The 24,061-nt window shown below is 69.0% G+C and carries 19 protein-coding genes, 1 pseudogene and 1 riboswitch; of the genes and pseudogenes, 4 read left to right on the top strand and 16 right to left on the bottom strand.

Annotated elements, in window-relative coordinates:
* Positions 1-814: 814 nt before the first annotated feature.
* From AMD30_RS01845 to AMD30_RS01865, 5 genes are all read right to left on the bottom strand, one after another.
* Complete coding sequence (locus tag AMD30_RS01845) at positions 815-3,250, bottom strand: ATP-binding cassette domain-containing protein (protein ID WP_055474562.1); 2,436 nt, start codon at positions 3,248-3,250, stop codon at positions 815-817.
* 206 nt (positions 3,251-3,456) lie between these two features.
* On the bottom strand, positions 3,457-3,867 hold the full coding sequence (locus AMD30_RS01850) for a VOC family protein (protein WP_010841123.1): 411 nt from the start codon (positions 3,865-3,867) through the stop codon (positions 3,457-3,459).
* Between the two features lie 19 nt (positions 3,868-3,886).
* Entirely contained in the window at positions 3,887-4,318 is a 432-nt protein-coding gene (locus AMD30_RS01855; RefSeq protein ID WP_010841122.1) for a helix-turn-helix transcriptional regulator, read from the bottom strand.
* A 41-nt stretch (positions 4,319-4,359) separates the two neighbouring features.
* Entirely contained in the window at positions 4,360-6,030 is a 1,671-nt protein-coding gene (locus AMD30_RS01860) for a phospho-sugar mutase (RefSeq protein WP_055474563.1), read from the bottom strand.
* Positions 6,027-7,256 carry a glucose-1-phosphate adenylyltransferase family protein gene (locus AMD30_RS01865; RefSeq protein ID WP_055474564.1) on the bottom strand — a complete coding sequence of 410 codons (1,230 nt, stop codon included), beginning with the start codon at positions 7,254-7,256 and terminating at the stop codon, positions 6,027-6,029. The genes AMD30_RS01860 and AMD30_RS01865 overlap by 4 nt, the downstream gene beginning before the upstream one ends.
* 112 nt (positions 7,257-7,368) lie before the next feature.
* Here AMD30_RS01865 and AMD30_RS01870 point away from each other — a divergent pair.
* A pseudogene (locus AMD30_RS01870) lies at positions 7,369-8,543 on the top strand (NAD(P)/FAD-dependent oxidoreductase).
* A gap of 19 nt (positions 8,544-8,562) precedes the next feature.
* On the opposite strand, the gene AMD30_RS01875 reads toward AMD30_RS01870, so the two are convergent.
* From AMD30_RS01875 to AMD30_RS01900, 6 genes are all read right to left on the bottom strand, one after another.
* Positions 8,563-9,570: an oxygenase MpaB family protein gene (locus AMD30_RS01875; protein WP_014926759.1), complete on the bottom strand. Its 1,008-nt coding sequence runs from the start codon at positions 9,568-9,570 to the stop codon at positions 8,563-8,565.
* 125 nt (positions 9,571-9,695) lie between these two features.
* On the bottom strand, positions 9,696-10,424 hold the full coding sequence (locus AMD30_RS01880; protein ID WP_055474565.1) for a VOC family protein: 729 nt from the start codon (positions 10,422-10,424) through the stop codon (positions 9,696-9,698).
* A complete protein-coding gene (locus tag AMD30_RS01885; RefSeq protein WP_055474566.1) occupies positions 10,421-10,741 on the bottom strand; it encodes a hypothetical protein in 321 nt (106 codons plus the stop codon). The genes AMD30_RS01880 and AMD30_RS01885 overlap by 4 nt, the downstream gene beginning before the upstream one ends.
* A gap of 69 nt (positions 10,742-10,810) precedes the next feature.
* A complete protein-coding gene (locus AMD30_RS01890) occupies positions 10,811-11,032 on the bottom strand; it encodes a DUF3263 domain-containing protein (RefSeq protein ID WP_055474704.1) in 222 nt (73 codons plus the stop codon).
* A gap of 201 nt (positions 11,033-11,233) precedes the next feature.
* Positions 11,234-12,322 (bottom strand): DUF475 domain-containing protein, encoded by a 1,089-nt coding sequence (locus AMD30_RS01895; protein ID WP_010841114.1) that lies wholly within the window; start codon positions 12,320-12,322, stop codon positions 11,234-11,236.
* The gene (locus AMD30_RS01900; protein WP_197282733.1) at positions 12,319-12,684 is read right to left on the bottom strand and encodes a hypothetical protein; all 366 of its coding nucleotides are present in this window, start codon (positions 12,682-12,684) and stop codon (positions 12,319-12,321) included. Before AMD30_RS01900 ends, AMD30_RS01895 begins: the two co-directional genes overlap by 4 nt.
* Positions 12,685-12,908: 224 nt before the next feature.
* On the opposite strand from AMD30_RS01900, the gene AMD30_RS01905 reads away from it, so the two are divergent.
* Positions 12,909-13,253 carry an RNA polymerase-binding protein RbpA gene (locus AMD30_RS01905; protein WP_004019027.1) on the top strand — a complete coding sequence of 115 codons (345 nt, stop codon included), beginning with the start codon at positions 12,909-12,911 and terminating at the stop codon, positions 13,251-13,253.
* Between the two features lie 78 nt (positions 13,254-13,331).
* On the opposite strand, the gene AMD30_RS01910 is transcribed toward AMD30_RS01905, so the two are convergent.
* The 5 genes from AMD30_RS01910 to cobN form a co-directional block, all read right to left on the bottom strand.
* Positions 13,332-14,150, bottom strand: coding sequence for a polyprenol monophosphomannose synthase (locus AMD30_RS01910; protein ID WP_051129753.1), 819 nt, complete (start codon positions 14,148-14,150; stop codon positions 13,332-13,334).
* Positions 14,134-15,819 carry an apolipoprotein N-acyltransferase gene (lnt, locus tag AMD30_RS01915; protein ID WP_055474705.1) on the bottom strand — a complete coding sequence of 562 codons (1,686 nt, stop codon included), beginning with the start codon at positions 15,817-15,819 and terminating at the stop codon, positions 14,134-14,136. Before lnt ends, AMD30_RS01910 begins: the two co-directional genes overlap by 17 nt.
* Positions 15,816-17,450 (bottom strand): amidohydrolase, encoded by a 1,635-nt coding sequence (locus tag AMD30_RS01920; RefSeq protein WP_055474568.1) that lies wholly within the window; start codon positions 17,448-17,450, stop codon positions 15,816-15,818. Before AMD30_RS01920 ends, lnt begins: the two co-directional genes overlap by 4 nt.
* Before the next feature lie 109 nt (positions 17,451-17,559).
* The gene (locus AMD30_RS01925; RefSeq protein ID WP_014926752.1) at positions 17,560-18,069 is read right to left on the bottom strand and encodes an FxsA family protein; all 510 of its coding nucleotides are present in this window, start codon (positions 18,067-18,069) and stop codon (positions 17,560-17,562) included.
* A gap of 186 nt (positions 18,070-18,255) precedes the next feature.
* Complete coding sequence (gene cobN, locus AMD30_RS01930; RefSeq protein WP_055474569.1) at positions 18,256-22,029, bottom strand: cobaltochelatase subunit CobN; 3,774 nt, start codon at positions 22,027-22,029, stop codon at positions 18,256-18,258.
* Between the two features lie 78 nt (positions 22,030-22,107).
* Positions 22,108-22,178, bottom strand: a riboswitch (cobalamin riboswitch).
* 60 nt (positions 22,179-22,238) lie between these two features.
* On the opposite strand from cobN, the gene cobG reads away from it, so the two are divergent.
* Positions 22,239-23,417: a precorrin-3B synthase gene (gene cobG / locus AMD30_RS01935; RefSeq protein ID WP_055474570.1), complete on the top strand. Its 1,179-nt coding sequence runs from the start codon at positions 22,239-22,241 to the stop codon at positions 23,415-23,417.
* A 13-nt stretch (positions 23,418-23,430) separates the two neighbouring features.
* A complete protein-coding gene (locus tag AMD30_RS01940; protein ID WP_055474571.1) occupies positions 23,431-24,054 on the top strand; it encodes a precorrin-8X methylmutase in 624 nt (207 codons plus the stop codon).
* Positions 24,055-24,061: the final 7 nt, after the last annotated feature.

The raw sequence follows: 24,061 nt of genomic DNA on the forward strand, positions 1-24,061 counted from the left end.
ACTCGACAACGCCGCCTGACCCCCGCCGATCACACTTTCGCGTAGCACCTTCCGCACCCGGCCTGGCCGGACCACTTCCGTCCCTTGACAACTCCATAGTGGGATAGCAAACGCCGAGAGTTGGAAGCTATGCTCGCTGGGTGCGAACGTGCCAGCGTCGCCCTGCTCGCTGAAGCGCGAGCTTGCGAGCGTTACGAAAGTTTCACAGTCTCGGTCGCCGGAACCTTCGTGGCTCGTCGCTTGCGCTCCTCGCACCTAAGGGAGCGGAGGGGCGGACGCTGTGCACCCCAGGGGGCAAGGGCATCGCCATGGCTCCTCGCACGTCAGGGTGCATCGCCATCGCTCGTCGCACCTCAGTGTCTGCGGACTGGCGGCCGTCGTGGTCCCGGAGAGACCTGTCCCGAGGTTGCGGGCTGCAGGTCCGCGCTACTTCGACCCAATGTGCGCTAGTTGTATCAGGCGCAGATCCAGGTAGGTAGCGACCTGTTGGGCCGCCTCACCGCCAGCCGCGGAACTCTACCCGCGGGGGCGCACCGTCCTCAGCCAGCGCGATCGCCTGGCGCGCGCCTACCACTCTCGTGACCGACAGACCTCAACTCGACTGGTGGACCTCGATCGAAGTCCACCAGTCGAGATGAGGTTCATCGGTCGAATTGGTCACCGGCGCAACGAGTAAGTCACGTCGACTCCTCACCTCGCGGGGGTGGGGGTTCTGCGGTTCTTCGGATCTGGGAGCGACGGCACCGCTATGGCTCCACCCGTGGGCGCGCGCTTCTGTGCGTCTGCAGGTCAGGGACTTGCGCGTTCCTCAGTCTCAGGCCCCGACGTAGTCGGCGAGGTGCTCGCCGGTGAGTGTGGACCGGTCGGCGACGATGTCGGCCGGCGTGCCCTCGAAGACGATCCTGCCCCCGTCGTGACCGGCGCCGGGGCCGAGGTCGATGATCCAGTCGGCGTGTGCCATGACGGCCTGGTGATGTTCGATGACGATCACCGACTTCCCGGAGTCGACGAGACGATCGAGGAGTCCGAGGAGCTGTTCGACGTCGGCGAGGTGGAGGCCGGTAGTCGGCTCGTCGAGGATGTAGACGTCACCCTTCTCCCCCATGTGGCTGGCCAGCTTCAGTCGCTGACGTTCGCCACCCGACAGGGTCGTCAGCGGCTGGCCGACCTTGATGTAGCCGAGCCCGACGTCGACCATCCGATGCAGGATCTTGTGCGCTGCCGGGAGTTTGGCGTCCCCGTCGGCAAAGAAGGCCTCCGCCTGGGCGACCGACATCTCGAGCACCTCACTGATGTTGCGGCCGCCGAAGGTGTACTCGAGCACCTCGGCCTGGAATCGCTTGCCCTCGCACACCTCGCAGGGCGCGGCGACGCCGGCCATCATCGCGAGGTCGGAGTAGACGACGCCCGCGCCGTTGCAGTTGGGGCAAGCGCCCTCGGAGTTGGCGCTGAACAGTGCCGGCTTCACGCCGTTGGCCTTGGCGAAGGCCTTGCGGATCGGTTCGAGCAGACCGGTGTAGGTCGCCGGATTGGAACGCCTCGACCCCTTGATGGCGCTCTGGTCGATGGAGACGACCCCGTCTTCCTTGGCCACCGTCGAGTTGATCAGGGAACTCTTTCCGGAGCCGGCGACGCCGGTGAGCACGACGAGCACGCCGAGAGGGATGTCGACATCGACATCGCGCAGGTTGTTCGCGTCGGCCCCACGGACCTCGAGATGTCCACTCGGCGTCCGGACCTCGTCCTTGACGGCTGCGCGGTCCTCCAGGTGGCGCCCGGTGAGCGTGTCCGCGGCCCGCAGTTCCTCGACGGTGCCCTCGAAGACGATCTCGCCGCCGTCGGTGCCGGCGCCCGGACCGATGTCGACGACGCGGTCGGCGATAGCGATCACCTCGGGCTTGTGCTCGACCACGAGGACCGTGTTGCCCTTGTCGCGCAAGGCCCGCAGCAGGTCGTTCATCCGGGTGATGTCGTGCGGATGGAGGCCGATCGACGGTTCGTCGAAGACGTAGGTCACGTCGGTCAGCGACGAACCCAGGTGACGGATCAGCTTGGTGCGCTGGGCCTCCCCACCGGACAGGGTGCCGGCCGGGCGTTCCAGCGACAGGTAGCCGAGACCGATGTCGACGAACGCGTCGAGATGATCGCGCACCGCCGCGATCAGGGGTGCCACCGACGGGTCGTCGAGGTCGGCAACCCATTGGGCGAGATCGCTGATCTGCATCGCACACGCATCGGCGATGCTGATGCCCTTGATCTTCGACGACCGCGTTTCCGCCGTGAGGCGGGTGCCCTCACAGTCCGGGCACTTCGCGAAGGTGATCGCGCGGTCGACGAAGGCACGGATGTGCGGCTGCATCGCCTCACGGTCCTTGCTCAGCATCGACTTCTGGATCTTCGGGATCAGACCCTCGAAGGTGATGTTGATGCCTTCGACCTTGATCTTCGTGGGCTCTTTGTACAGCAGGTCGTTGAGTTGCTTCTTGGTGTACTTCGCGATCGGCTTGTCGGGGTCGAAGAAGCCGCAGCCCCGATAGATCCGGCCGTACCAGCCGTCCATCGAGTAACCGGGAATGGTCAGCGCGCCCTCGTTCAGGGATTTCGACGAGTCGTAGAGCGCGGTGAGGTCGAAGTCGGAGACGTCTCCGCGACCCTCGCATCGCGGGCACATACCACCGGTGATGGAGAAGCTCCGGCGTTCCTTGACCTGCTGGCCGCCCTTCTCGATCGTGACCGCACCCGCCCCGCTGATCGAGGCGACATTGAACGAGAACGCCTGCGGTGAGCCGATGTGCGGAGTTCCCAAGCGGCTGAACAGGATACGCAGCATCGCGTTGGCATCGGTGGCCGTACCCACGGTCGACCGGACGTTGGCACCCATGCGTTCCTGGTCGACGATGATCGCGGTCGTCAGACCTTCGAGGATGTCGACGTCCGGGCGAGCCATCGAGGGCATGAAACCCTGGACGAACGCGCTGTACGTCTCGTTGATGAGGCGCTGGGATTCCGCGGCAATCGTGCTGAAGACCAGGGAGCTCTTCCCGGAACCGGACACACCGGTGAACACCGTCAGCCGCCGTTTGGGCAGATCGACGCTGACGTCCTTGAGGTTGTTCTCGCGTGCCCCGTGGACGCGGATGAGGTCGTGCGTGTCGGCGGGGTGGACATCGGCACTCGGTGCGGCGCCGTCCTGCTCGGCGGACCTTGATGCGGATCGGGCAGGCCGGGCGGTGCGCGTTGCTGGGCTCATCGTCTCTCCATCAGGGCAACGACCACCGGTCGACGGTCGTCATGGTTCGGGGCACTCGTGTCGTTCCGGGGGTTCGGCTGCGCGGGGGGTGTGCGCGGACTCCCGGTCGATCTAACCAGGGTGGAGGGCACGGCCGCGGAGAGTTGTCCATCGACGGCGGCGACGAGTGCGTCCGACGGCGGGAATCGACCGGGTCCGCACATCTCTCAGCCGGCCTGGTCGATACGGATGAGGTTGCCCGCCGGGTCACGGACGGCGGCGTCGCGCACGCCGTACGGCTGATCCATCGGTTCCTGCACGATGTCGACGCCACTGCCCTGCAGCTTCTCGAACAGGCCGTCGAGGTCGTCGGTCGCCAGCGTCAGGGCACCGTAGCTTCCCTTGGCGATCAGTTCGAGGATCGTCTGACGCTCGTCGTCGGTGATGCCGGGGTCGGCGGCCGGCGGATGCAGGACGATCGACGTACCCGGCTGTCCGGGCGGGCCGACGGTCAGCCACCGCATGCCGTCGTATCCGACGTCCTTGCGGAGTTCGAAGCCGAGGAGGTCGCGGTAGAAGGCGAGGGCCGCTTCGCCGTCGGTGTGTGGGAGGAAGGTGTATTGGATCGTGATGTTCATGGGATCAGGCTAGGCAGTCTCATCCACGCTGTGCTTCTCGATTCCTGATCGGTCTGGTGATGTTCTTCGCCAGGCACGCCGGTATCCCATCCGTCGCGTCGGCCGACTGTTCGCGGTACACCGTCGGCGGGACCCCGACGAGTTCGGTGAACCGGGTGCTGAAGGTGCCCAGCGAGGAACAGCCGACCTCGAAGCAGACCTCGGTGACGCTCAGGTCGCCGCGCCGGAGCAGGGTCATGGCGCGTTCGATACGACGAGTCATCAAGTACGAGTACGGCGATTCGCCGTAGGTCTGACGGAACTTCCGACTCAGGTGACCCGCCGACATGTTCGCCCCGCGCGCGAGCGCCTCGACGTCGAGCGGTTGCGCGTACTCGCGATCGATGCGGTCGCGGACCTGACGCAGCAAGGTCAGATCGCGCAGGCGCTGATCGGAATCGGTTCGCGGCACGAGTAGATCGTAATGCGCTGACGATCTGCTGCGCAGACGGTTCAGACCTCGAGTACTGCGGCTATGTCGGTGCCGAGTGCGTCGAGACGATGGGCGGCCTCCGCACGGGGTACGACGCCGTCCGGGCAGTCGAGCACGACCTCCAGGTAGCACTTCAGCTTGGGTTCGGTGCCCGAGGGACGGACGACGACGCGGTCGTCGGCTGCGGTCCGCAGCAAGATGCCGTCCGTCGGCGGCAGGTCGGCCGATCCGTGTGCGAGGTCCAGTTTCTCCACCACCGGCGACCCGGCGAGGTGATCGATGGACGTGGACCGAAGGCGCCCCATCATCTTGCCGATGAGGGCGGTGTCCTCGACGCGGATCGTCATCGGTGCGGTGGCGTGCAGGCCGTGGCGGCGCGCCAGGCGGTCGAGTTCGTCGGAGAGCGTACCGCCATCGCGGGCCAGTTCCTCGACCAGCGAGATCACCCGGACCATCGCACCGATGCCGTCCTTGTCGCGGACGGTGCCGGGGTCGGTGCAGTACCCGATCGCCTCCTCGTAGCCGAAGCGGAGGCCGGGTGTGCGGGCGATCCATTTGAACCCCGTGAGCGTCGCCGTGAACCGCAGTCCGTGATCCGCGGCGATACGGCCCAGCATCCGGCTCGACACGATCGAACTCGCCAGAGTGTCCCCGACTCGGGTCGAGTCACGCGCCGCCTGCTCCCCCAGCAACCCGCCGATCTCGTCACCCGTCAATTGCCGCCAGTGCCCGTCGGGACCGGGTGTGGCGACCGAGCATCGGTCGGCGTCGGGGTCCAAGGCGATCACGACGTCGGCGTCGACGTCGCGGGCGAGAGCCAGCGCGAGATCGAGTGCGCCGGGTTCCTCCGGGTTGGGAAACGGCACCGTCGGGAAGTCCGGGTCGGGATCGGACTGCGCCGACACGACATGCACGTCGCCGATTCCCGCGGCCCGCAACACATCTCGGGCAACCGAGCCGCCGACCCCGTGCAGCGGGGTCAAGACGACGCGGACCGGTGACGGACCGGGGTCGGTCCGTAACCCTGAGGTGCGCTCGATGTAGGTGCGGACGACCTCGTCGTCGAGGTGGATCACCGCTGCGGGGACACGCGGCACCTCGTCGGCGGGCGGCGCCTGCGCGATCCGGTCCGCGATGTCGGCGTCGGCGGGCGAGATGATCTGGACTCCCCGGCCCGCGTCGTCGGTGGCGCGGCCACCGAGGTAGACCTTGTAGCCGTTGTCGGCCGGCGGGTTGTGCGAGGCGGTGATCATCACCCCGGCGTCGCAGCGCAGCGATCGCGTCGCGTGGGCGGTCACCGGGGTCGGCAGTCGGGGCGGCAGTGCGAAGACGGTGAGCCCCTGCGCGGCAAGCACATCGGTCGCCGCGTCGAAGAACTCGGCGGATCCGTGCCGGGCGTCGCACCCGACCACTACGCGCGCGTCGGGACCGACCGTGTCGAGCAGATACCGGGCGAGCCCGGCAGTCGCCCGGGTGACGACGGCGACGTTCATCCGCGACTCGCCCGCCCCGACCTCACCGCGCAGGCCCGCGGTCCCGAAGGTCAGCGGCCCGCCGAAGCGTGACGCGAGTTCCTCGGCGGCAGCGTCGTCGCCGGCCTCGGCTGCGTCGATCAGTTCGGTGAGCGTGGCTCGGGTCGACGGATCGGGATCGTGGTCTCGCCAGTGTCGTGCGGTCTCGATCGTCGTCACCGGATGCGGCGGCCGGGCTCGACGCGGTCGCCCAACGCGACGCGGGCGCCACGCAGGATCTGGGTGTCCATTCCGACGAGTGTGATCTTGTCCGTGGGTACCGGGCGCGTCCGGGGGTGCCCGCCGATCACCGCATTCGGGCCGACGCGAACCCGTTCGTCGAGCACCGACCATGCGACCGAGGCGCCGGCGCCGATGACGGCGTCGGCGAAGACCACCGAATCGGCCACCACCGCGCCCTTCTCCACGACCACCCCCGGTCCGAGGACGCTGCGCCGGACGGTCCCGAGAACGTGGGCGCCGCCGCTGACCAGACTGTCCTCGACGACCGCCCCGGCCTCGATACGCGCGGCCGGTCGTTGGGGTTGATTGGTGAGGATCGGCCGGTCGCTGCGGAAGACGTCGATCGACCCCGAGATGAGGTCGCGATGTGCCTGAAGGTAGGTCTCCGGACGACCGGCATCGATCCAGTAGCCCGGCATCGCGTGGGCGACCGTCTTGCCGCGGTCGACGAACCAGGGCAACAGATGCTCGCCGAAGTCGCCCAGGCCGGTGTCGTCCTTCGGCGAACCCTCCGTCGTCCGCCTCTCGAGATACTCCAGGCCTTCGATGAGGGCGGCCGGGTCGTAGACGAAGATCTCGGTCGCGATCGTGCGGGTGGTGGCGCGCTCGGGCTTGTAGCGGAACTCGCGGACCGTCCCGTCGCGGCGGGTCTTGACGGTGGCGTGCTGGGCGGCCTCGTCGAGCGGGCAGGTGGTGGTGACGACGGTGCACTCGGCCCCGTGCCGGCGATGGGTCTCGATGGCATCGCGGAAGTCGAAGTCGTAGACGTGGTCGGCGCTCATGACGATGACCTCGGCCGGAGCGTGGGCGGCGATGCGACCGCGGATGCGATACAGCAGGTCGGCGTTACCGGTGGCGAATCCGTCTTCGGTCTCCGCGGCGTCGGTCTGTTCCGGTGTCACGACGCGTAGCCCGCCGCTCGTGCGGTCCAGGTCCCAGGGACGTCCGCCCGCCACGATCTGCGTGATGGTCTCGGCCTCGTACTGCACGCACAGCCACACGTCGTCGATGTGACTGTGATGCAGATTGGACAGCGGAAAGTCGATCAGCTGATAGTTGCCCGCGAACGGCAACGCGGGTTTCGCGCGCCGGTCGGTCAGCACCTCCATCCGCGAACCACGTCCACCGGCCTGCACGATCGCGAGAACCTCCGAATAACGCATCACCCCAGTCTGCCGCACGCCGCCGGGTTTGCCGGGATAGCGCGCCCGTGGAGCTGTCGGTGGCATGCTCGATCACGAGGCCCGCGGGCCGGTCTGATGAGGGAGGTACGCCGTGACCCGCATTCGCCGGGCCGAGCACGCGACGAAGGAGCGTGTCGAGGTCGACTGTCTCGTCGTCGGCGGTGGGATCGTCGGTCTGGCCGTGGCACGGTCGTTCGCCCTGCAAGGGCGCGAGGTCGTCGTCTTGGAGGCTGGGGATTCCGTTGCGCGCAAACGACGTCGCGGAGTTCGGAGGTCATCCACGCCGGCATCTACTATCCCGAGGACAGCCTGAAGGCGAGGTTGTGCGTCGAGGGCCGGGAACGGTTGACGCGCTTCTGCGATGAGCACGACGTGTCGTGGGCGCGGCCGGGCAAGCTCATCGTCGCCACCGACGACACCCAGCGCGATCGACTGGACGGGATACTCCGGCGCGGACTGGCCAACGGCGTCGCCGACCTCCGGCAGGTCGGCGTCGACGAACTGCGCGACCGCGAACCAGAGGTCCACGGCGCGGCGGCACTGTTCTCTCCGTCGACCGGGATCGTCGACGTCGACGGTGTGGTCCGTGCGCTCCGGCAGGACCTCGAGGCACTCGGCGGAGCGATCGCGTTGCGCAGCACGGTGATCGGCGGTCGGGTCGATCCGGGCGGTGTCACCGTGCAGACGCGCGACGGCGAGGTGGCCGCGGCCCGGACACTGGTCAACTGCGCCGGCATCGGTGCATGGCAGGTGGCTCGGAGCCTGATGGGGTTCGACGGCCCGATCCCGCCGCGCTTTCTCGCCAAGGGCAACTACTTCGGACTGTCCGGCGTCCGAGCGCCGTTCCGGCACCTCGTGTATCCGGTACCCGCCGACGGCGGGTTGGGCGTGCACTTCACGATGGACCTCGCCGGCGCCACGCGATTCGGCCCCGACGTCGAATGGTTGACCGTGCCCGCCGAACGGGCGGTTGCCGAGGCCGAACTCGACTACGCGGTCGACGAAGCCCGCACCGACGCGTTCGAACGCGCCATACGCAGCTATTGGCCGGGATTACCCACGGGCGCACTGGTTCCTGCCTATGCGGGGATCCGGCCGAAGGTCGCGGGACCCGGCACTGCTCCCGGCGACTTCGAGATCCACGGCCCCGAAACACACGGGATCGCCGGGCTGGTCAACCTGTTCGGTATCGAGTCACCGGGCATCACGTCGTCACTGGCGATCGCCGACCACGTGGTCGGTCTGGTCACGCCCCCGACGACGTGACCAGACCGACCGGCCGACCTCAGCCCTGCTGTGCCCCGGCCTCTTTCGGATGGTGCTGGTAGGCGGCGCTCGCCTTCTCGCGGACCTTCATGGCCTGGATCGCGTCGTGGTGGCGTCGTGCGTGGTACGCCAGCGGAAAGTAGGTCAGGCGTTCGGGAAGTGTGCGGTAGGCGAACCGGAGATTGCGATGGATTCGCTCGAGGTGTCGCTGCTCGGCGTCGGTCCAGGTGAGCCCGAGGATCTCGCGCACGCGCGGATCCATGACACCGACGGTGGTCAGGTAGTTGAAGTTCTGGAACGGCACCGAAGCGGTGGCGGCCGCCTTCTTGGCAGCGGGACGCAACGGCCTGGGCACCGACTTCGGGATGACCGGCGCCGCACGCATCTGACCGATCAGTTCCAGCGCGACCGGGTGCCGGACCAGCTTGTTCTCGATGAAGTCGTCGAAGTACTCGTCGAACTCTTCCAAGGTCTCGGGGTAGTCCTTCATCGGCACCTGGACGATCTTCGCGATCCGCCGGTTGTCACGCAGGAGTTCCTTGCGCTCGTCGAGGGTGAAGTGACGGCCCAGCACCAGCGGCGCGGCGGTCTTGATGGTCGGCAGCGCGGTGGCGATCACCCAGGCATAGGCCTCCGGGTTGAGCGCACTGATGTGCTTGCCCTCGGAATTGCGCATCTGCAGCGGTTGGTGCAACTTCCGGAGTCGCTTGCCCTCCTCCAGCGCTTCCTGCCCGCCGTAGGTCCAGCGCAGCACCGAATCGGCGGATCGGATCGCACGGCCGACGGGGTCGGTGCGGAAGACCGAGTACTTGTCGACGACGTCGCCGATGACCGGGTGCATCACCTGCATCACGAACGCCGCCCCGTTGATCGGGAGGAACGTGTACATACCCGTGAGCTTGGCGGTCAGCGAGTCCGGCGGGATCAGCTCGATCTCGTCGTCGCGATGGTTGAGCAGAGGCTCACCCGTCACGACGTCACTGGTTACGGGTTCGGTCACTGTCCGTTCTTCGTGTACCGCGGTCATGGTGGCCCCCAACATCGGCTCGGAAACAAAGCTAATTCGACAACATTCGTAGTCAGATTAGCGCAGGCGTTCTCGAAAACCCACCGTTTGCCGGATTTCGGGCGCTTCGACGCCGAAGGCCGCTGTCAGGAGTCGGGACCGATGACCACGGTTCGCGAGGCGAGTTCGCGGTGGCGGACCGTGAAGATCCGCGTGCCCTTCTTACGTCCGACCCGGATCTCGCTGAGGTCGAGGCCGGCCGCCGTCAGGCGCGCGTGGGTGGCGTCGACGTCGACCGACCGCCATGCGACGCCCCAGAGTGAGACCGGCGACGAGGGCACCGGGTCGGCCGCCGGGCGAGGCGCCGCCACGACCTCGACGATCAGGTCGCCCCGCCGGAAGAACAACTGGCGGGCGTCCTGCCCGATCGGCTGGTCGAGCCGGAAATCGAGATCGAAGGTGCCGGCGAACAGGGCGACGGCGACATCCCGGTTGTCGCAGGTGAAGACCAGGTGGTCGAGACCGGTGAGGTCGCCGCGGGGGTCGGCCCCGAGGTCGGGACGCTCGGCTATCCCGACCGCGGAGATGTCACCGAGTGCGCCGAGGGCCGAATCGGCGAGCGGATGACCGCGTCGGCCGAGCAGCCGCCGGGTCGCCGGGACGTCGTCGACGGTGAAGTAGACGTCGTGGGTGTCGGATCCGCCGGCGCGTGGCCGCAGCGAGAGCACGACGTTGCCGACGCCCACGGCTCGACGGCCGTCGGCGCCGGCACCGACCTCGCGTCCGAGCAGCCGCTCATAGGTCTCGGCGGCCGACGGCAGATCGTCGCTCGCGAGGTCGACGAGGGCGTGCGGGCCGGCGGGGAGGTTCGTCACCGCTTCTTCTTACCCTTTCGACGCGCCGCGGGCGGCGGTACCCGTCGATGGATCAATTGCGCGGAGCTCGTGATATGCCATGCGCCGCACGAACACTCGTAGTACCGAAGTTCTGACGCGGTACCGACCAGGTGCCGACGCAGCCGATCGATGCCCTCACGCGCGTCGGCGGGCGAGGCGAACGGCAACTTGTCGGGCGTCGGGCACGCGGGGTAGTCGACACCGGACCGGCGCGGGCGGCGCGGTTGATCGCGAAACGCGGTGCGTGCCTCGATCTCGCGATAGAACGCTTCGAGATCGTCGTCGGAGAAGGGCACCCGTCGATTATCCCCCTGTGGCGCGGGTCCATCGCGCCGGGCGGCCCGGGTCGCGCGCGGTCTCTCGGGTCAGCGGGCCATCCACAGCCGCCGGCGGATGACCTCACGCATACGACGCAGCTCCGAGTCCGTCAACGCCGACGGCGGGTCGGTGTCGACCAGGCGGTCGACCTCCGAGAAGAAGTCCCGATCGGTGAGACCGAACTCCTCGCCGATCTGTCGGGAGGAGCCCCCGCCCAAGGAGTACCAATTCGTCTCGAACTGGATCATATGCTGCTGCTTGCTGTCCATGAAAGCCACCGAATCTGCGTTTTCGACCGAGAACCTGAACGTTCGCCGCGGAGCCATCCGGCTTCGGCCCCCGCGTGACGCACGTCACCGACGTCGTCATTTCTACACCTGTCGACCGACAGATGACAGCGGGTGGCCCAGGCTGATTCCAAAGGTGTCTCAAACGTTCATCGCGCGTTCGAGAAGACCCCGAGACGAACCTCAGACGGCGACACGATCGGGGCTCGCCGCCCGCGCCTCGCGCCTGTTCGCGCGGATGCTGCTCGCGAGGGAGGCGCCGATGAACGCCACGCCGACGAGCCCGGTGATCACCTCGTTGATCTCGACCTCGATGCTGATCAGCAAGATCGCGGCCAGCGCGCCGATCGCCCAGTGCGCGCCGTGCTCGAGGTAGCGGTACTCCCCCAGCGTGCCCTTGCGAACGAGGTAGATCGTGATGGACCGGACGAACATCGCGCCGATGAAACCGAGCCCGAGCGCGATGATGATCGGGTCCGAGGTGATGGCGAACGCGCCGATCACCCCGTCGAAGGAGAACGAGGCGTCCAGCAGCTCCAGGTAGAGGAAGAGGAAGAACCCGGCCTTGCCGGTGGCGACGGTGACCGGGTGCGGACCGTCCCGTCCCGTATCGGGCTCCATGAACAGCGAACTCAATCCGTCGACGGTGATGTAGGTGACCATGCCGAGGAGGCCGGCGATCAGGACCGTCGCGCGGCTCTCGTCGGGCGCCAGGAACTCGGCGGTGACCACCAGTGCCAGTGCGGCGAGCACGACGGCGAGTTGGTCCAGCTTGCCGAGGGTGGCCAGTGGCCGCTCGAGCCACGTGAGCCACGTCAGCGACCGCTCGGTCAGTACGAAGTTGAGGAACAGCAGAAGGAGGAACATCCCGCCGAACGCCGCGATCTGCGGGTGCGCCTCGGTGAGGATGGTCTCGTAACTGGGCTGTCCGTCGGCGAAGTGGGTCTGGCCCTCGGGCGGCGGGTTCATCGCCAGCTCGAGCGCCTCGACGGGATTGAGGTTCCCGGTGATCCAGACGATCACGAGCGGGAACAGCAGGCGCATCCCGAAGACCGCGATGAGGACGCCGACGGTGAGGAACATGCGCTGCCAGAACGCGCTCATCCGCTCCAGGATGGTCGCGTTGATGACCGCGTTGTCGAACGACAGCGACACCTCGAGGACCCCGAGGATGGCGCAGAGCGCGAGTCCGGTCCAGCCGAGGTAGAGGTAGGCGACGACCAGCGCCACGAGAGTGACGACGAGGGACGGTGCGAAGATGCGCGCGATCATCGCAACTTCTCGGCTTCCCGGGCGAGATCCAGCAAGGTGTCGGTGAGGCCGGCGAGCACATGGTGGTCGGCGCGTTCGGCCACGGCCGTGCCGAGGTCCTCGGCGGCACACCGGAGGGCGAACATCCGGTCGCCGAAGTCGGCGGCCTCGGCCGCGGAGAGGATGACCGCGTCGTCGGGAATGGATGTGCCCTCGAGCAGCGTTCTCTGCTCGTAGGCTCGCTGCCTGCACGAACGCTTGCAGTATTTCCGACGGCGCCCCAGCTCGGAGTCGACCATCGCGCGACCGCACCACGCGCAGGCGTACGGCCGACGTCGGCGCGAAACGCCGGGTCCGACACCCGGCGATGCGCCGTTCTCCACCCGGTGCGAAGTGCCTGGTTCCACACCGAGACCGTACCGCTTACGGTCCCGCTGACGGCGCTGGGCAACACGGGTCGTCGCCGGTGACGAACCTGCGCGGGAAAGCGCGTAGAATATTCCTGTTGACGACCCGAAAGTCGTGCGCAGCGTTGCGCGCGAACCAGGAATGCAACAGAGATCTCCCGGCAGACCGGGAGATCCGACGAAGTTGAGAGGAACCCTTCATGGCAGATCGAGTACTTCGGGGTAGCCGCCTCGGCGCGGTGAGCTACGAGACCGATCGAGACCACGACCTCGCGCCACGACGCATCGTCCAGTACCGCACCGACAACGGCGAGATCTTCGACGTGCCGTTCGCCGACGACGCGGAGGTCCCGTCGAAGTGGCCGTGCAAGAACGGCATGGAAGGCACCATCCTCGAAGGCGCCGAGCCCGAGGAGAAGAAGGGCAAGCCGCCGCGCACCCACTGGGACATGCTCCTCGAACGTCGCAGTGAGGAAGAGCTCGAAGTGCTGCTCAACGAGCGCCTCGACCTCCTCAAGCAGCGACGCAAGGGCATCACCAACTGATACACAGGGCGCCTGACGCCCCGATACGAACAGACCCGGCAGGATCACCTGCCGGGTCTGTTCGTCTGCACACAAGGGTCAGCGCGTCCGGAGGAGCCCCCAGCGCTCGAGCCGGCTCTGGACTCCCCAGCGGGCGACCATCGTGAACGCCTCGGACATGACCCCGCCGCTCATCTTCGAGACGCCGATCTCGCGTTCGGTGAACGTGATCGGCACCTCCCGGACGTCGAATCCGGCACGCACGGTTCGCCAGGCGAGATCGATCTGGAAGCAGTATCCGGCGGACTCGACGGTGTCGAGCTGGATCTTCTCCAGAACGATGCGGCGGTAGGCGCGGAAACCGGCGGTGATGTCGTGCACCCCCGCCCCGAGGGCGAGTCGTGCGTACGTGTTGGCCCCACGGGAGAGGAACTCTCGGCGCTTGGGCCAGTTCACGAGTCTGCCGCCGGGGACGTACCGGGATCCGATCACGAGATCCGCGCCGTCGTTGATGGCGTCGAAGAGTCGATGCAGCTGTTCGGGTGCGTGGCTGCCGTCGGCGTCCATCTCGACGATGACGGCGTAGTCGCGGTCGAGTCCCCACGCGAAGCCGGCGAGATAGGCCTTGCCCAGGCCGTCCTTGTCGACGCGGTGCATCACGTGCACGCGCGTGGTCTCGTCGGCGCGGGCGAGTTCGTCGGCGACGTCGCCCGTACCGTCCGGGCTCGAGTCGTCGACGACGAGAACGTGCGCCCCCGGCAGTACGTCCTGCAGACGTCCGATGATCAGCGGCAGGTTGTCGCGTTCGTTGAACGTCGGCACGACGACCAGTGCGCCCGTGCCGTCGGCGCCGACCACGCGTTGCGGCGCGTCGTCGGGCCGCCGCTGCCCTGCCGTGGCGTCAATCCCCGATGCCATCGAGCTCCTTCGTGTCACCGGTCGCCCGTGCGGCGACCCTGCGTGGCCTGAGTGAGAACCTAGTACGCGAGCGCAGCGCAAACAAAAGTCCGGCCACCGCCGCGATGATCGCCAGCACCTCCGGCCACGGGCCCAGGCGGGTCGCGAGGGTCATGTCGTCGTGCAGCGGAAGACGTCCGGTCAGGACGTCGGAGGTGAACACGCCGGACTGTCGGCTGATGGATCCGTCGGGCTCGATGACGGCGCTCACCCCGCTGGTGGCCGCGACGACGACGGCACGTCCGTGTTCGACGGCGCGGACCTGTGACATGGCCAACTGCTGGTAGGTCATCTCGGTCCGGCCGAAGGTCGCGTTGTTGGTGGGCACGAAGAGCATCTGGGCGCCCTCGCGCACGGACTGTCGCGCGGCCCGGTCGAAGGCGACCTCCCAGCAGGTCGCGACCCCGACGGTCACCGTCCCGGAGCGACCGGGCACGTCGACCACGGTGGGTCCGGTGCCGGGGCGGAAATCTCCGGCCATGTCGGCGTAGGACGAGAACAGACGGAAGAACGGCCGCCACGGGAGGTACTCACCGAACGGCTGGACGATGTGCTTGTCGTAGCGGGCGACCGGACCCCGCGCGCCGTCCCAGACGAGCACCGAGTTGGTGGGCCGCCCGTCGGGGTTGTGGATGAGGGTACCGACCAGGATGGGTGCGTCGACGGCCTCGGAGGCGGCGGTGATCTCGGCCGCGGCGTCCGCGTTGTCCAGAGGTGAGATGTCCGAGGCGTTCTCCGGCCAGAGGACGAAGTCGGGTTGCTCGGTCTGTCCGGAGTCGATCGCCCCGCCGTAGGCCATCGTGGTGCGTACGTGATTGTCGAGGACAGCGCGGCGCTGGGCGTTGAAGTCCAGGCCGAGGCGCGGGACATTCCCCTGGACGGCGCCGATGCGCGCCGAGGTGGTGGCGATGTTCCGGTCGAGGCTGGCGGGGGTCGCCGCGATCGCCGCGATCGGGGCGAGCAACGCGATGGCGACCGCGGTGGTGGCGATGCGCACCACGCCCGAGGAACGTTCGGGGAGAACCGGGCCCTCGGAATCCGGGATCGGGGTCCAGGTCGTGCCGGTGCTGGTGCGCCGGTAGGCGCGGACGAGGACCACGAGCAGCCAGGCGACCGAGGAGCCGAACAGCGCGACGCCTGCCGACAGTCCCGGCGCGCCGAGCACCGAGGCCAGCGGCAGCAGCGGACCGTCGACCTGACTGAAAGCTGTTCTTCCCCAGGGGAAACCGCCGAACGGAAAGGCAGAGCGCAGTGCCTCCACGAGCACCCAGGACACCGTGAACCACACCGGCGGCACGGGCAACCGCATCGTGACGGTGGCGATCGCGCCGAACAGCGCCAGGTAGCCGGCGAGTATCGCGGCCAGCGCCAGCCACGGGAGGGGGCCGACGTAGACGCCGATCCACGGGAGCAGCGGCACGAAGAACGCCAGGCCGAAGACGAAACCGACCCAGGCGCCCGTGCGCGCGCGGGGCGCGCCGACAAAGAGTGCGGCGAACAGGAGGCCGAGTCCCAGGACCGCGAGGAACCACCAGTTACGCGGCGGGAAGGCAGCCCACATCGCGATGCCCGCGGCCGCGGCGGTTGCGGTGCGTGCGAGCCAGGACCGCGAGACCCGCGGCGGGCTCACCCGGCGTCCCGGTCGTACAGGGTCCGGCCCCGGTGCACGGTGCGCACACACCGCGGGAGCACGGCCCCCGGCGAGACGTCCGGCAGCGCCGGGACCCGGGAGCGCGGGTCGGTCGACCACCGCTGGACCTTCTCGTGGGATCCGGCGACGACGAGTTCGTCGACCTCCCAGACGGCGTAGCTCGCCGGAGCGCCGGGCGTGAGGGTCCCGGTGACGCCGTCGTTGACTCCCCCGGCCCGCCAGCCGCCGCGGGTCGTCGCGGCGAACGCACCGCGCGCCGAGATCGCGTTGGTCGGCTGATGATGGTGCACGGCGGCCCGGATCGTCGACCACGGGTCGATGGCCGTGACCGGTGCATCCGACGAGAACGAGAGGGCCACACCGGTTTTGGCCAGCATCGCGAAGTCGTTGAGCGTGGCCGCGCGGCTCGACCCGAGACGCGCGTCGTACAGATCACCCGGCCCGCCCCATTCGGCGTCGAACAGCGGTTGCATGCTGGCGATGACGCCGCAGCGAGCGAGGACCTCGGCGTCGGCGGCCGTGACCATCTCGGCGTGTTCGAGCCGGTGGGCGCAACGCGCGAGCGCGGGAGTGCCGAGTTCGTCGGCGAGTTCGGCGAGTGCTCCGACGACCGCATTGGTCGCGGCGTCGCCGATGACGTGGAAGCCCGCCTGGATGCCCGCGATCGTGCAGGCGCGCAGGTGGTCGCGGATCTGCTCGGCAGCGAGGTAGGTGATCCCGCGGGTGTGCGGGTCGTCGGTGTAGGGCTCGGAGAGCCACGCGGTGTGGGAGCCGATGGCACCGTCGATGAACAGGTCGCCGCCGAGCGCGTCGGCCCGGGTGATCGACATCAGTTCGCGGGCGTGGTCGGCGTCGGTGACCGCCTGTCCCCAGTAGCGCCGGATCTCGACGGGATGGTCGAGCTCGGCGAGGGCCAGGAAATCGTCCATACCGCTGATGTCGGGTCCGCCGTTCTCGTGGACCGCGACCACACCGTGAGCGGCGGCCACGTCCAGCGCGCGACGCTGGGCACGTTCGCGGTGTGCGGCGGTCACCAGGAGCCGCGCCGCTCCCCGGACGAGGTGGTGGGCTTCGGCGACCAGCGGCTCCTCCGGGTGATACCCGACGGCGTCGGCCAGATCCGGGACCAGGCGTCGCAGTGCGGTGGACGCCACGGCCGAGTGCTCGTCGATCCGGGCGAGGTAGACCGGTCTCGTCCCGACCACGGCGTCGAGCTCGCTGGTCGTCGGGAACCGGCCGTCGTCTGGTTGGGCCCCCGCCCAGGTCGAGTCGTCCCAGCCGAGACCCCAGATGAGGTCGCCGGCGTCGTGGGCGGACTCGGCGGCCACGGCCTCCTCCACCAGCCGCAGACAATGCGTGCGGCTCGACGCCTCGTTCAGGGTCAGACCGTCGAGGCCGAGTCCGGTGGAGGTCAGGTGCACGTGGGAGTCGACGAAGCCGGGACTGACGAAGAGTCCGCCGAGATCGATCACCTCGGCGTCGGGATGAAGCGCGCGGCCGACGTCGTCGGTTCCGACCCACACGACGATTCCGTCGGTGACGGCCATCGCGGTCGCGTCGGGGGCTGTCGGTGAGTACACGGCGCCGCCGAGGAGCAGTTGGGTTGCCACGATCGTTCAGTCTGCCTTGCCGTCGGTGGAGGGTGGCGAGGGGTCCGGGTGCGCGTGTGTCGGCACCGCGGGCGGTGCCGACACGTTCGAAGCGCAGATCAGGACGGGTTCAGTGACCCTGCGGCAGGCCTCGGGTCCCGAACGGCGTCGAGGTGGACCCCGGCTCGGGGGTGTCGGATTCCACGACGGAACCCTCGACGACGGTTGCGCCACGTCCCGGGCCGTAGACACCGGTGGCATACACCCCGGCCCGGTCCATGGCGGTCGCGACCCGACGCGCGCCGACCGCGGCGACGACCGGTCGCATCACACGGCGCATCGGCGGGAACAGCAGCAGGGTCCCGGCCACGGTGGACACGACACCCGGGATGACCAGCAGAAGAGTCGACACGGCGACGAGCGCGGTGTCGGCGAGCGGGGCGCGGGCGTCCACCTCGTTCCGGGACGCACGGCGCAACTCCCCGAAGACCTTGCGGCCCTGCCAGCGCAGGACCACGACTCCGAGGACGACGGCGGCGAGACTGATGAGCACCGCCCAGCCGAATCCGAGGGTCATGACCATCGCGACGAATGCGGCGATCTCCAATACGGCGTAGGCCGCGAACCAGCGGAGTGCCATGGTGCTTCACCTGTCCTTCGGTGCCGTCCGGCACCCGTTGACGTCAGGGTCTGCACCGGTAACGAACGACGAGGCGATTTTTCTCCCGAGGGGTGGTTTCGACAAGCTCAACCAGCGGAAGGCGGCTCAACCAGCGGAAGGCGGCTCAACCAGCGGAAGGCGGCTCAGCCGGCACAGGGAACGAACTCAGCCGGCAGAGACGTCCTCCCCGCGGCCCTCGATGTCGCCCTCGGTCTGCAGGTAGACATTGCGCAGGGCGTCGAGCAGCTCGGCCGGGGGTTCGCGCCACATGTCGCGCTCGACGGCCTCGAGCAGCCGTTCGGCGATACCGTGCAGCGCCCAGGGGTTGGACTGCTGCATGAACTGCTGGTTGGTCTCGTCCAGGACGTAGGACTCGGTGAGCTTCTCGTACATCCAGTCGGCGACGACGTCGGTGGTCGCGTCGTAACCGAAGAGGTAGTCGACCGTCGCCGCCATCTCGAAGGCACCCTTGTACCCGTGCCGCTGCATCGCCGAGATCCAACGCGGATTGACGACGCGGGCGCGGAACACACGACTGGTCTCCTCCGACAGCGTCCGGGTGCGGACGGAGTCGGGCCGGGTGCTGTCTCCGATGTACGCCTCGGGCGACTTGCCGGTGAGTGCGCGCACCGTTGCCACCATGCCGCCGTGGTACTGGAAGTAGTCATCGGAGTCGGCGATGTCGTGCTCGCGGGTGTCGGTGTTCTTCGCCGCCACGGCGATCCGCTTGTAGGCGGCGCGCATGTCGTCGACCGCGGGCACACCGTCGAGGTCACGTCCGTAGGCGTAACCGCCCCACTCGGTGTAGACCCGTGCCAGGTCCTCGTCGCTGCGCCAGTCCCGGGAGTCGATGAGCTGCAGGATCCCGGCGCCGTAGGTGCCGGGCTTGGAGCCGAACACGCGCGTCACGGCGCGTCGCCGGTCGCCGTGGTCGGACATCGAGGCGCGCACGTGGGCGGCGACGAAATTCTGCTCGTCGGACTCGTCCTCGGCCGCCGCGGCGAGCGCGACCGCGTCGTCGAGCATCGTGACGACGTGCGGGAAGGCGTCCCGGAAGAAGCCGGAGATGCGGACTGTCACATCGATGCGGGGGCGGCCCAGTTCCTCGAGGCCGATCAGCTCCAGCGAGGAGACACGCCGGGACATCTCGTCCCACACGGGCATGACCCCGAGCAGCGCGAGCACCTCGGCGACGTCGTCACCGGACGTGCGCATCGCGCTGGTGCCCCACACCGATAGGCCCACCGATGCGGGGTACTCACCGTGATCGGTGAGGTAGCGCTCGAGCAGCGAGTCGGCCATCGCCCGGCCGGTCTCCCACGCCAGCCGCGAGGGCACCGCCTTCGGGTCCACGGAGTAGAAGTTGCGTCCGGTGGGCAGCACGTTGATCAGGCCGCGCAGCGGGGAGCCGCTCGGTCCGGCCGGGATGAACCCACCGTCCAGGGCGTGCAGCACGCGCGGGACCTCGCCCGTCGTCTGACGCAGGCGCGGCACGACCTCGGTGGCCGCGAACGTGAGCACGTCCCCGACCGCCGCGGGTAGTCCCGCAGTGGCCGCGGCGACGGATGCCGCCGACCAGTCGTCCTTGGCGCACGCGGCGACGAGTTCGCGGGCCTGGGCCTCCACGGCGTCGACGGAACTCCGCTCGGCCGAGCCGTCCTCGACGAGGCCGAGGGCCTCGCGCAGGCCGGGCAGGGCCGACGTGCCGCCCCAGAGCTGGCGCGCGCGCAGCATCGCCAGGACCAGGTCGACCTCGGCGTCGTCGCGCGGGGGCTCGCCGAGCACGTGCAGTCCGTCGCGGATCTGCACGTCCTTGATCTCGCACAGCCAGCCGTCGACGTGCAGCAGCATGTCGTCGAAGACCTCTTCGTCGGGCCGTTCGGTGAGCCCGAGGTCGGAATCCATCTTGGCCGCGGTCAGGAGCGTCCAGATCTGCTGGCGGATCGCCGGCAGCTTCGCCGGGTCGAGCGCGGAGATGTTGGCGTGTTCGTCGAGCAGCTGTTCCAGGCGGGCGATGTCGCCGTAGGACTCGGCGCGCGCCATCGGCGGGATCAGGTGGTCGACGAGAACTGCGTGTGCACGTCGTTTGGCCTGCGTCCCCTCCCCCGGGTCGTTCACCAGGAACGGGTAGACGAGCGGGAGGTCGCCGAGAGCGGCGTCGGTGCCGCAGTCCGCCGACATGCCGAGGTTCTTGCCGGGCAACCATTCCAGGTTGCCGTGTTTGCCGACGTGCACGATCGCATCGGCGCCGAAGCCGGTGTCGTGGGCGGCGAGCCACCGGTACGAGGCCAGATAGTGATGCGACGGCGGCAGATCGGGGTCGTGGTAGATCGCCACCGGGTTCTCGCCGAATCCGCGCGGCGGCTGCACCATGATCGCGATGTTGCCGAAGGTCAGTGCCGCGATCACGATGTCGCCGTCGGGATTGTGGGTGCGGTCGACGAACAGCTCACCGGGTGCGGGTCCCCAGTGCTCGGTGACCGCCGTGCGCAGCCCCTCGGGCAGGGTGTCGAACCACGACCGATAATCCCGCGCCGACAGACGGATCGGGTTGGCCGCGAGGGTCTCCTCGGTGAGCCAGTCCGCATCCTGGCCGCCCGTGGCGATGATCTGATGGATCAGCGCATCCGAATCATCCTCTGCGAGACCGGGAATCGCTTCCGGTCCGGACTCGGGCCCGATGTCGTATCCGGCCTCGCGCATCGCGGCGAGCAGGCGCAGCAGGCTGCGCGGGGTGTCGAGGCCGACCGCGTTGCCGATCCGGGCATGCTTGGTCGGGTAGGCCGACAGCATGACCGCGATGCGCTTGTCCGCGGCCGGCGTCCGCCGCAACCGGGCGTGCGCGGTGGCGATACCCGCCACGCGTGCGCAGCGCTCGAGATCCGGCTGGTACCAGGGCAGTCCGTCGTCGTCGAACTCCTTGAACGAGAACGGCACGGTGATGATGCGGCCGTCGAACTCGGGCACCGCCACCTGGGTCGCGACGTCGAGTGGCGACAGGCCGTCGTCGCTGTCCTCCCAGTCGGCGCGGGAACCGGTGAGGCAGAGACCCTGCAGAATGGGGACGTCGAGGGCGGCCAGTCGTTCGATGTTCCACGCCTCGTCGTCGCCGCCGGCCGAAGCGGTGGCCGGGGTGGCGCCACCGGCGGCCAGCACGGTGACCACGAGCGCGTCGGCGGTGCCGAGCAGCTCGAGGAGGTCGTCGGGCGCGGTCCGCAGCGACGCGCAGAAGATCGGCAGCGCACGGGCACCCTTCGCCTCGATGGCGTCACACAGGGCGGCGATGTAGCGCGTGTTCCCCGCGAGGTGCTGGGCGCGGTAGTAGAGGACCGCGATGGTGGGGGCATCGGCGGGCCCTTCGTGGCTCGTCGCTAGCGCTCCTCGCACCTCAGGGAGCGGAGAAGCCTCAGCGTGCGCTCCTCGCACCTCAGGGAGCGGAGAAGCCTCAGCGTGCGCTCCTCGCACCTCAGGGAGCAGAGAGGGCGTCCGTTCCAGCACGCCCCAGGCGGGGGTCTGCTGCGGGAGTTCGAAGCCGTTGCCGGTGAGCAGGACGGTGTCGGACAGGAAGTGGTGCAGATTCACCATGTTGGCGACGCCACCCGCGGCGAGGTAGTCGTGTGCCTGCGCGGCGACGCCGGAGGGCACGGTGGAGTGCGCCATCAGATCGGGGTCGGGCTGTTGCTCACCGGAACACACGACGAGCGGCTTGCCGGTCGCCTCGATCGCGGCGAGCCCGTCCTCCCAGGCGCGCACGCCGCCCAGGATGCGCACGACGATGAGGTCGGCGTCGGCGGCGAGTCCCGGGATGTCCTCGACCAGGATGCGCGACGGGTTGGCCCCGCGGTACGTGACAGGGGCAAGTGCTGAACCGGGCTCCGGGTCGTGGGCGGCGGAGGCCGTGAGCAGATCGGTGTCCGAGGTCGAGAGCAGCAGGATCATCGTGTCTCCTCGCCGGGTTGTCGCGCCCGGTGCGTGTCGGTGCCGTAGATGGCGGGTGCAGTGCGAGGGACTGGTCTGACTCCCGGATGGCCGGTCGATCCCGGCCCCCGATCACAGTGGCGCGACCGCGCCGGAATCGCACCGGCTTCAGCCCGCTCGCGGTGCGTTCAGCCTACGGCCACCGCACGAGCCGGTCGTAGGCTGGTGGGATGAACCAACCAGCCCGGCCCGCCGCCGACCGTTGCCCGGGGGTCTTCGACACGCATCCGGCGGCCGACGGCGCGCTGGCCCGGGTCCGGCTGCCAGGCGGTCGAATCCGTCCGGACCAGCTGGAGCTGCTCGCCCGGGCGGCGGCCGAACATGCCGACGGACACCTCGAGCTGACGGTGCGCGGCAATCTCCAGGTGCGCGGGATCACCGACGTCGAGGCCGTCGCGGAGGCGGTCGTCGCCGCCGGACTCGCGCCGAGCAGCACCCACGACAAGGTGCGCAACATCGAGCTCAGCCCGCTCACGGGCCGTATCGGCGGGATCGCCGACGCACGGCCCCTCGCTGCGGCACTTGACGACGCCTTGCGTGCCGATCCGGCCGCGGCGTCCCTGTCGGGCCGGTTCCTGTTCGGCATCGACGACGGCCGCGGGGACATCGCCGCCCGGCGGCCGGATGCCTGCGCGGTGATCCGGGCCGGCAGCTCTGTCGTGGCCGACACTCCCCTCGTGGCCGACATCGTCATCGGCGGGGTCCCGGTCGGCTCGGCCACCGGTTCGGAGTCGATCGTGCGTGCGCTGATCGCGGTGGCCGCCGGTCTGGGCGAGGTCGCGCCCGGCGCGTGGCGGGTGCGCGACCTCGACGCCGACTCCCGGCGCCGGCTCGCCGATATCGCCGCGCCGTCACTCGACCCCGTGATCGGCGACGACCCCGACGCCGCGCCGATCGTGTCCCGAGAACCGATCGTCGGCTGGTTCGACCAGGACGACGGGGCGGTTCTGCTCGGCGCGGTCGTCGAACTGGGACGGCTGCCGGCCCGGCTGGCCGAGTTCATCGCGGCTGTCCAGGCGCCGGTCGTCTTCACACCCGACCGCGAGATCCTGCTGTGCGACCTCGACGAGGGCGTGGCCGAGACCGTCGTCCGCGTGCTGGCCCCGATGGGCCTGATCTTCGACGCCGCCTCGCCCTGGGCATCCGTCAGCTGCTGCGTCGGGGCCCCGGGATGCTCGTCCGCGCACGCCCCGGTCCGGGACGACCTGATGGCCCGGGTGCAAGACGGCGACCCCGTCGACGAACGCGAACACTGGGTGGGTTGTGCCCGGGGTTGCGGATCGCCGGCCGAATCACACCTCTCGGTGCAGGCCACGCCCGACGGCGGATACGAACGGCGGCGCCGTTAGGCTCGTCAACACCATGACCGAGTACCTGCGTGACGGCGCCGCGATCTACCGCCAGTCCTTCGCCACGATCCGCGCCGAGTCCGACCTCTCCGCCTTCGCGCCCGACGTGGCGACCGTGGTCGTCCGCATGATCCACGCGTGTGGCCAGACCGACCTGACGCGCGACGTCGTCGCGACGCCCGGTGTCGTGGCCGCTGCGCGCGGTGCGCTCGCGGCCGGCGCCCCGATCCTCTGCGACGCCAACATGGTGGCCTCCGGTATCACGCGCAAGCGTCTGCCCGCGGACAACGAGGTGTTCTGCCACCTGTCCGAACCCACCCTCCCGTCGCTCGCAGAGCAGATGGGAACCACGAGAACCGCTGCCGCACTGCAGTTCTGGCTCCCACGCCTGGAAGGCGCGGTGGTCGCGATCGGCAACGCGCCGACCGCACTGTTCGCGCTCCTGGACATGATCGACGACGGTGCACCGCGGCCCGCCGCCATCGTCGGGGCACCCGTCGGTTTCGTCGGCGCAGTCGAGTCCTGCGCTGCACTCGCCGAGCGCGACGACCTCGAATTCATCACGGTCACGGGCCGGCGCGGTGGCTCGGCGATCACCGCGGCCGCGGTCAACGCGCTCGCGACCCCGCAGGAATGATGGTGGC

The sequence above is a fragment of the Gordonia sp. HS-NH1 genome (assembly GCF_001418765.1).
Classification (GTDB): domain Bacteria; phylum Actinomycetota; class Actinomycetes; order Mycobacteriales; family Mycobacteriaceae; genus Gordonia.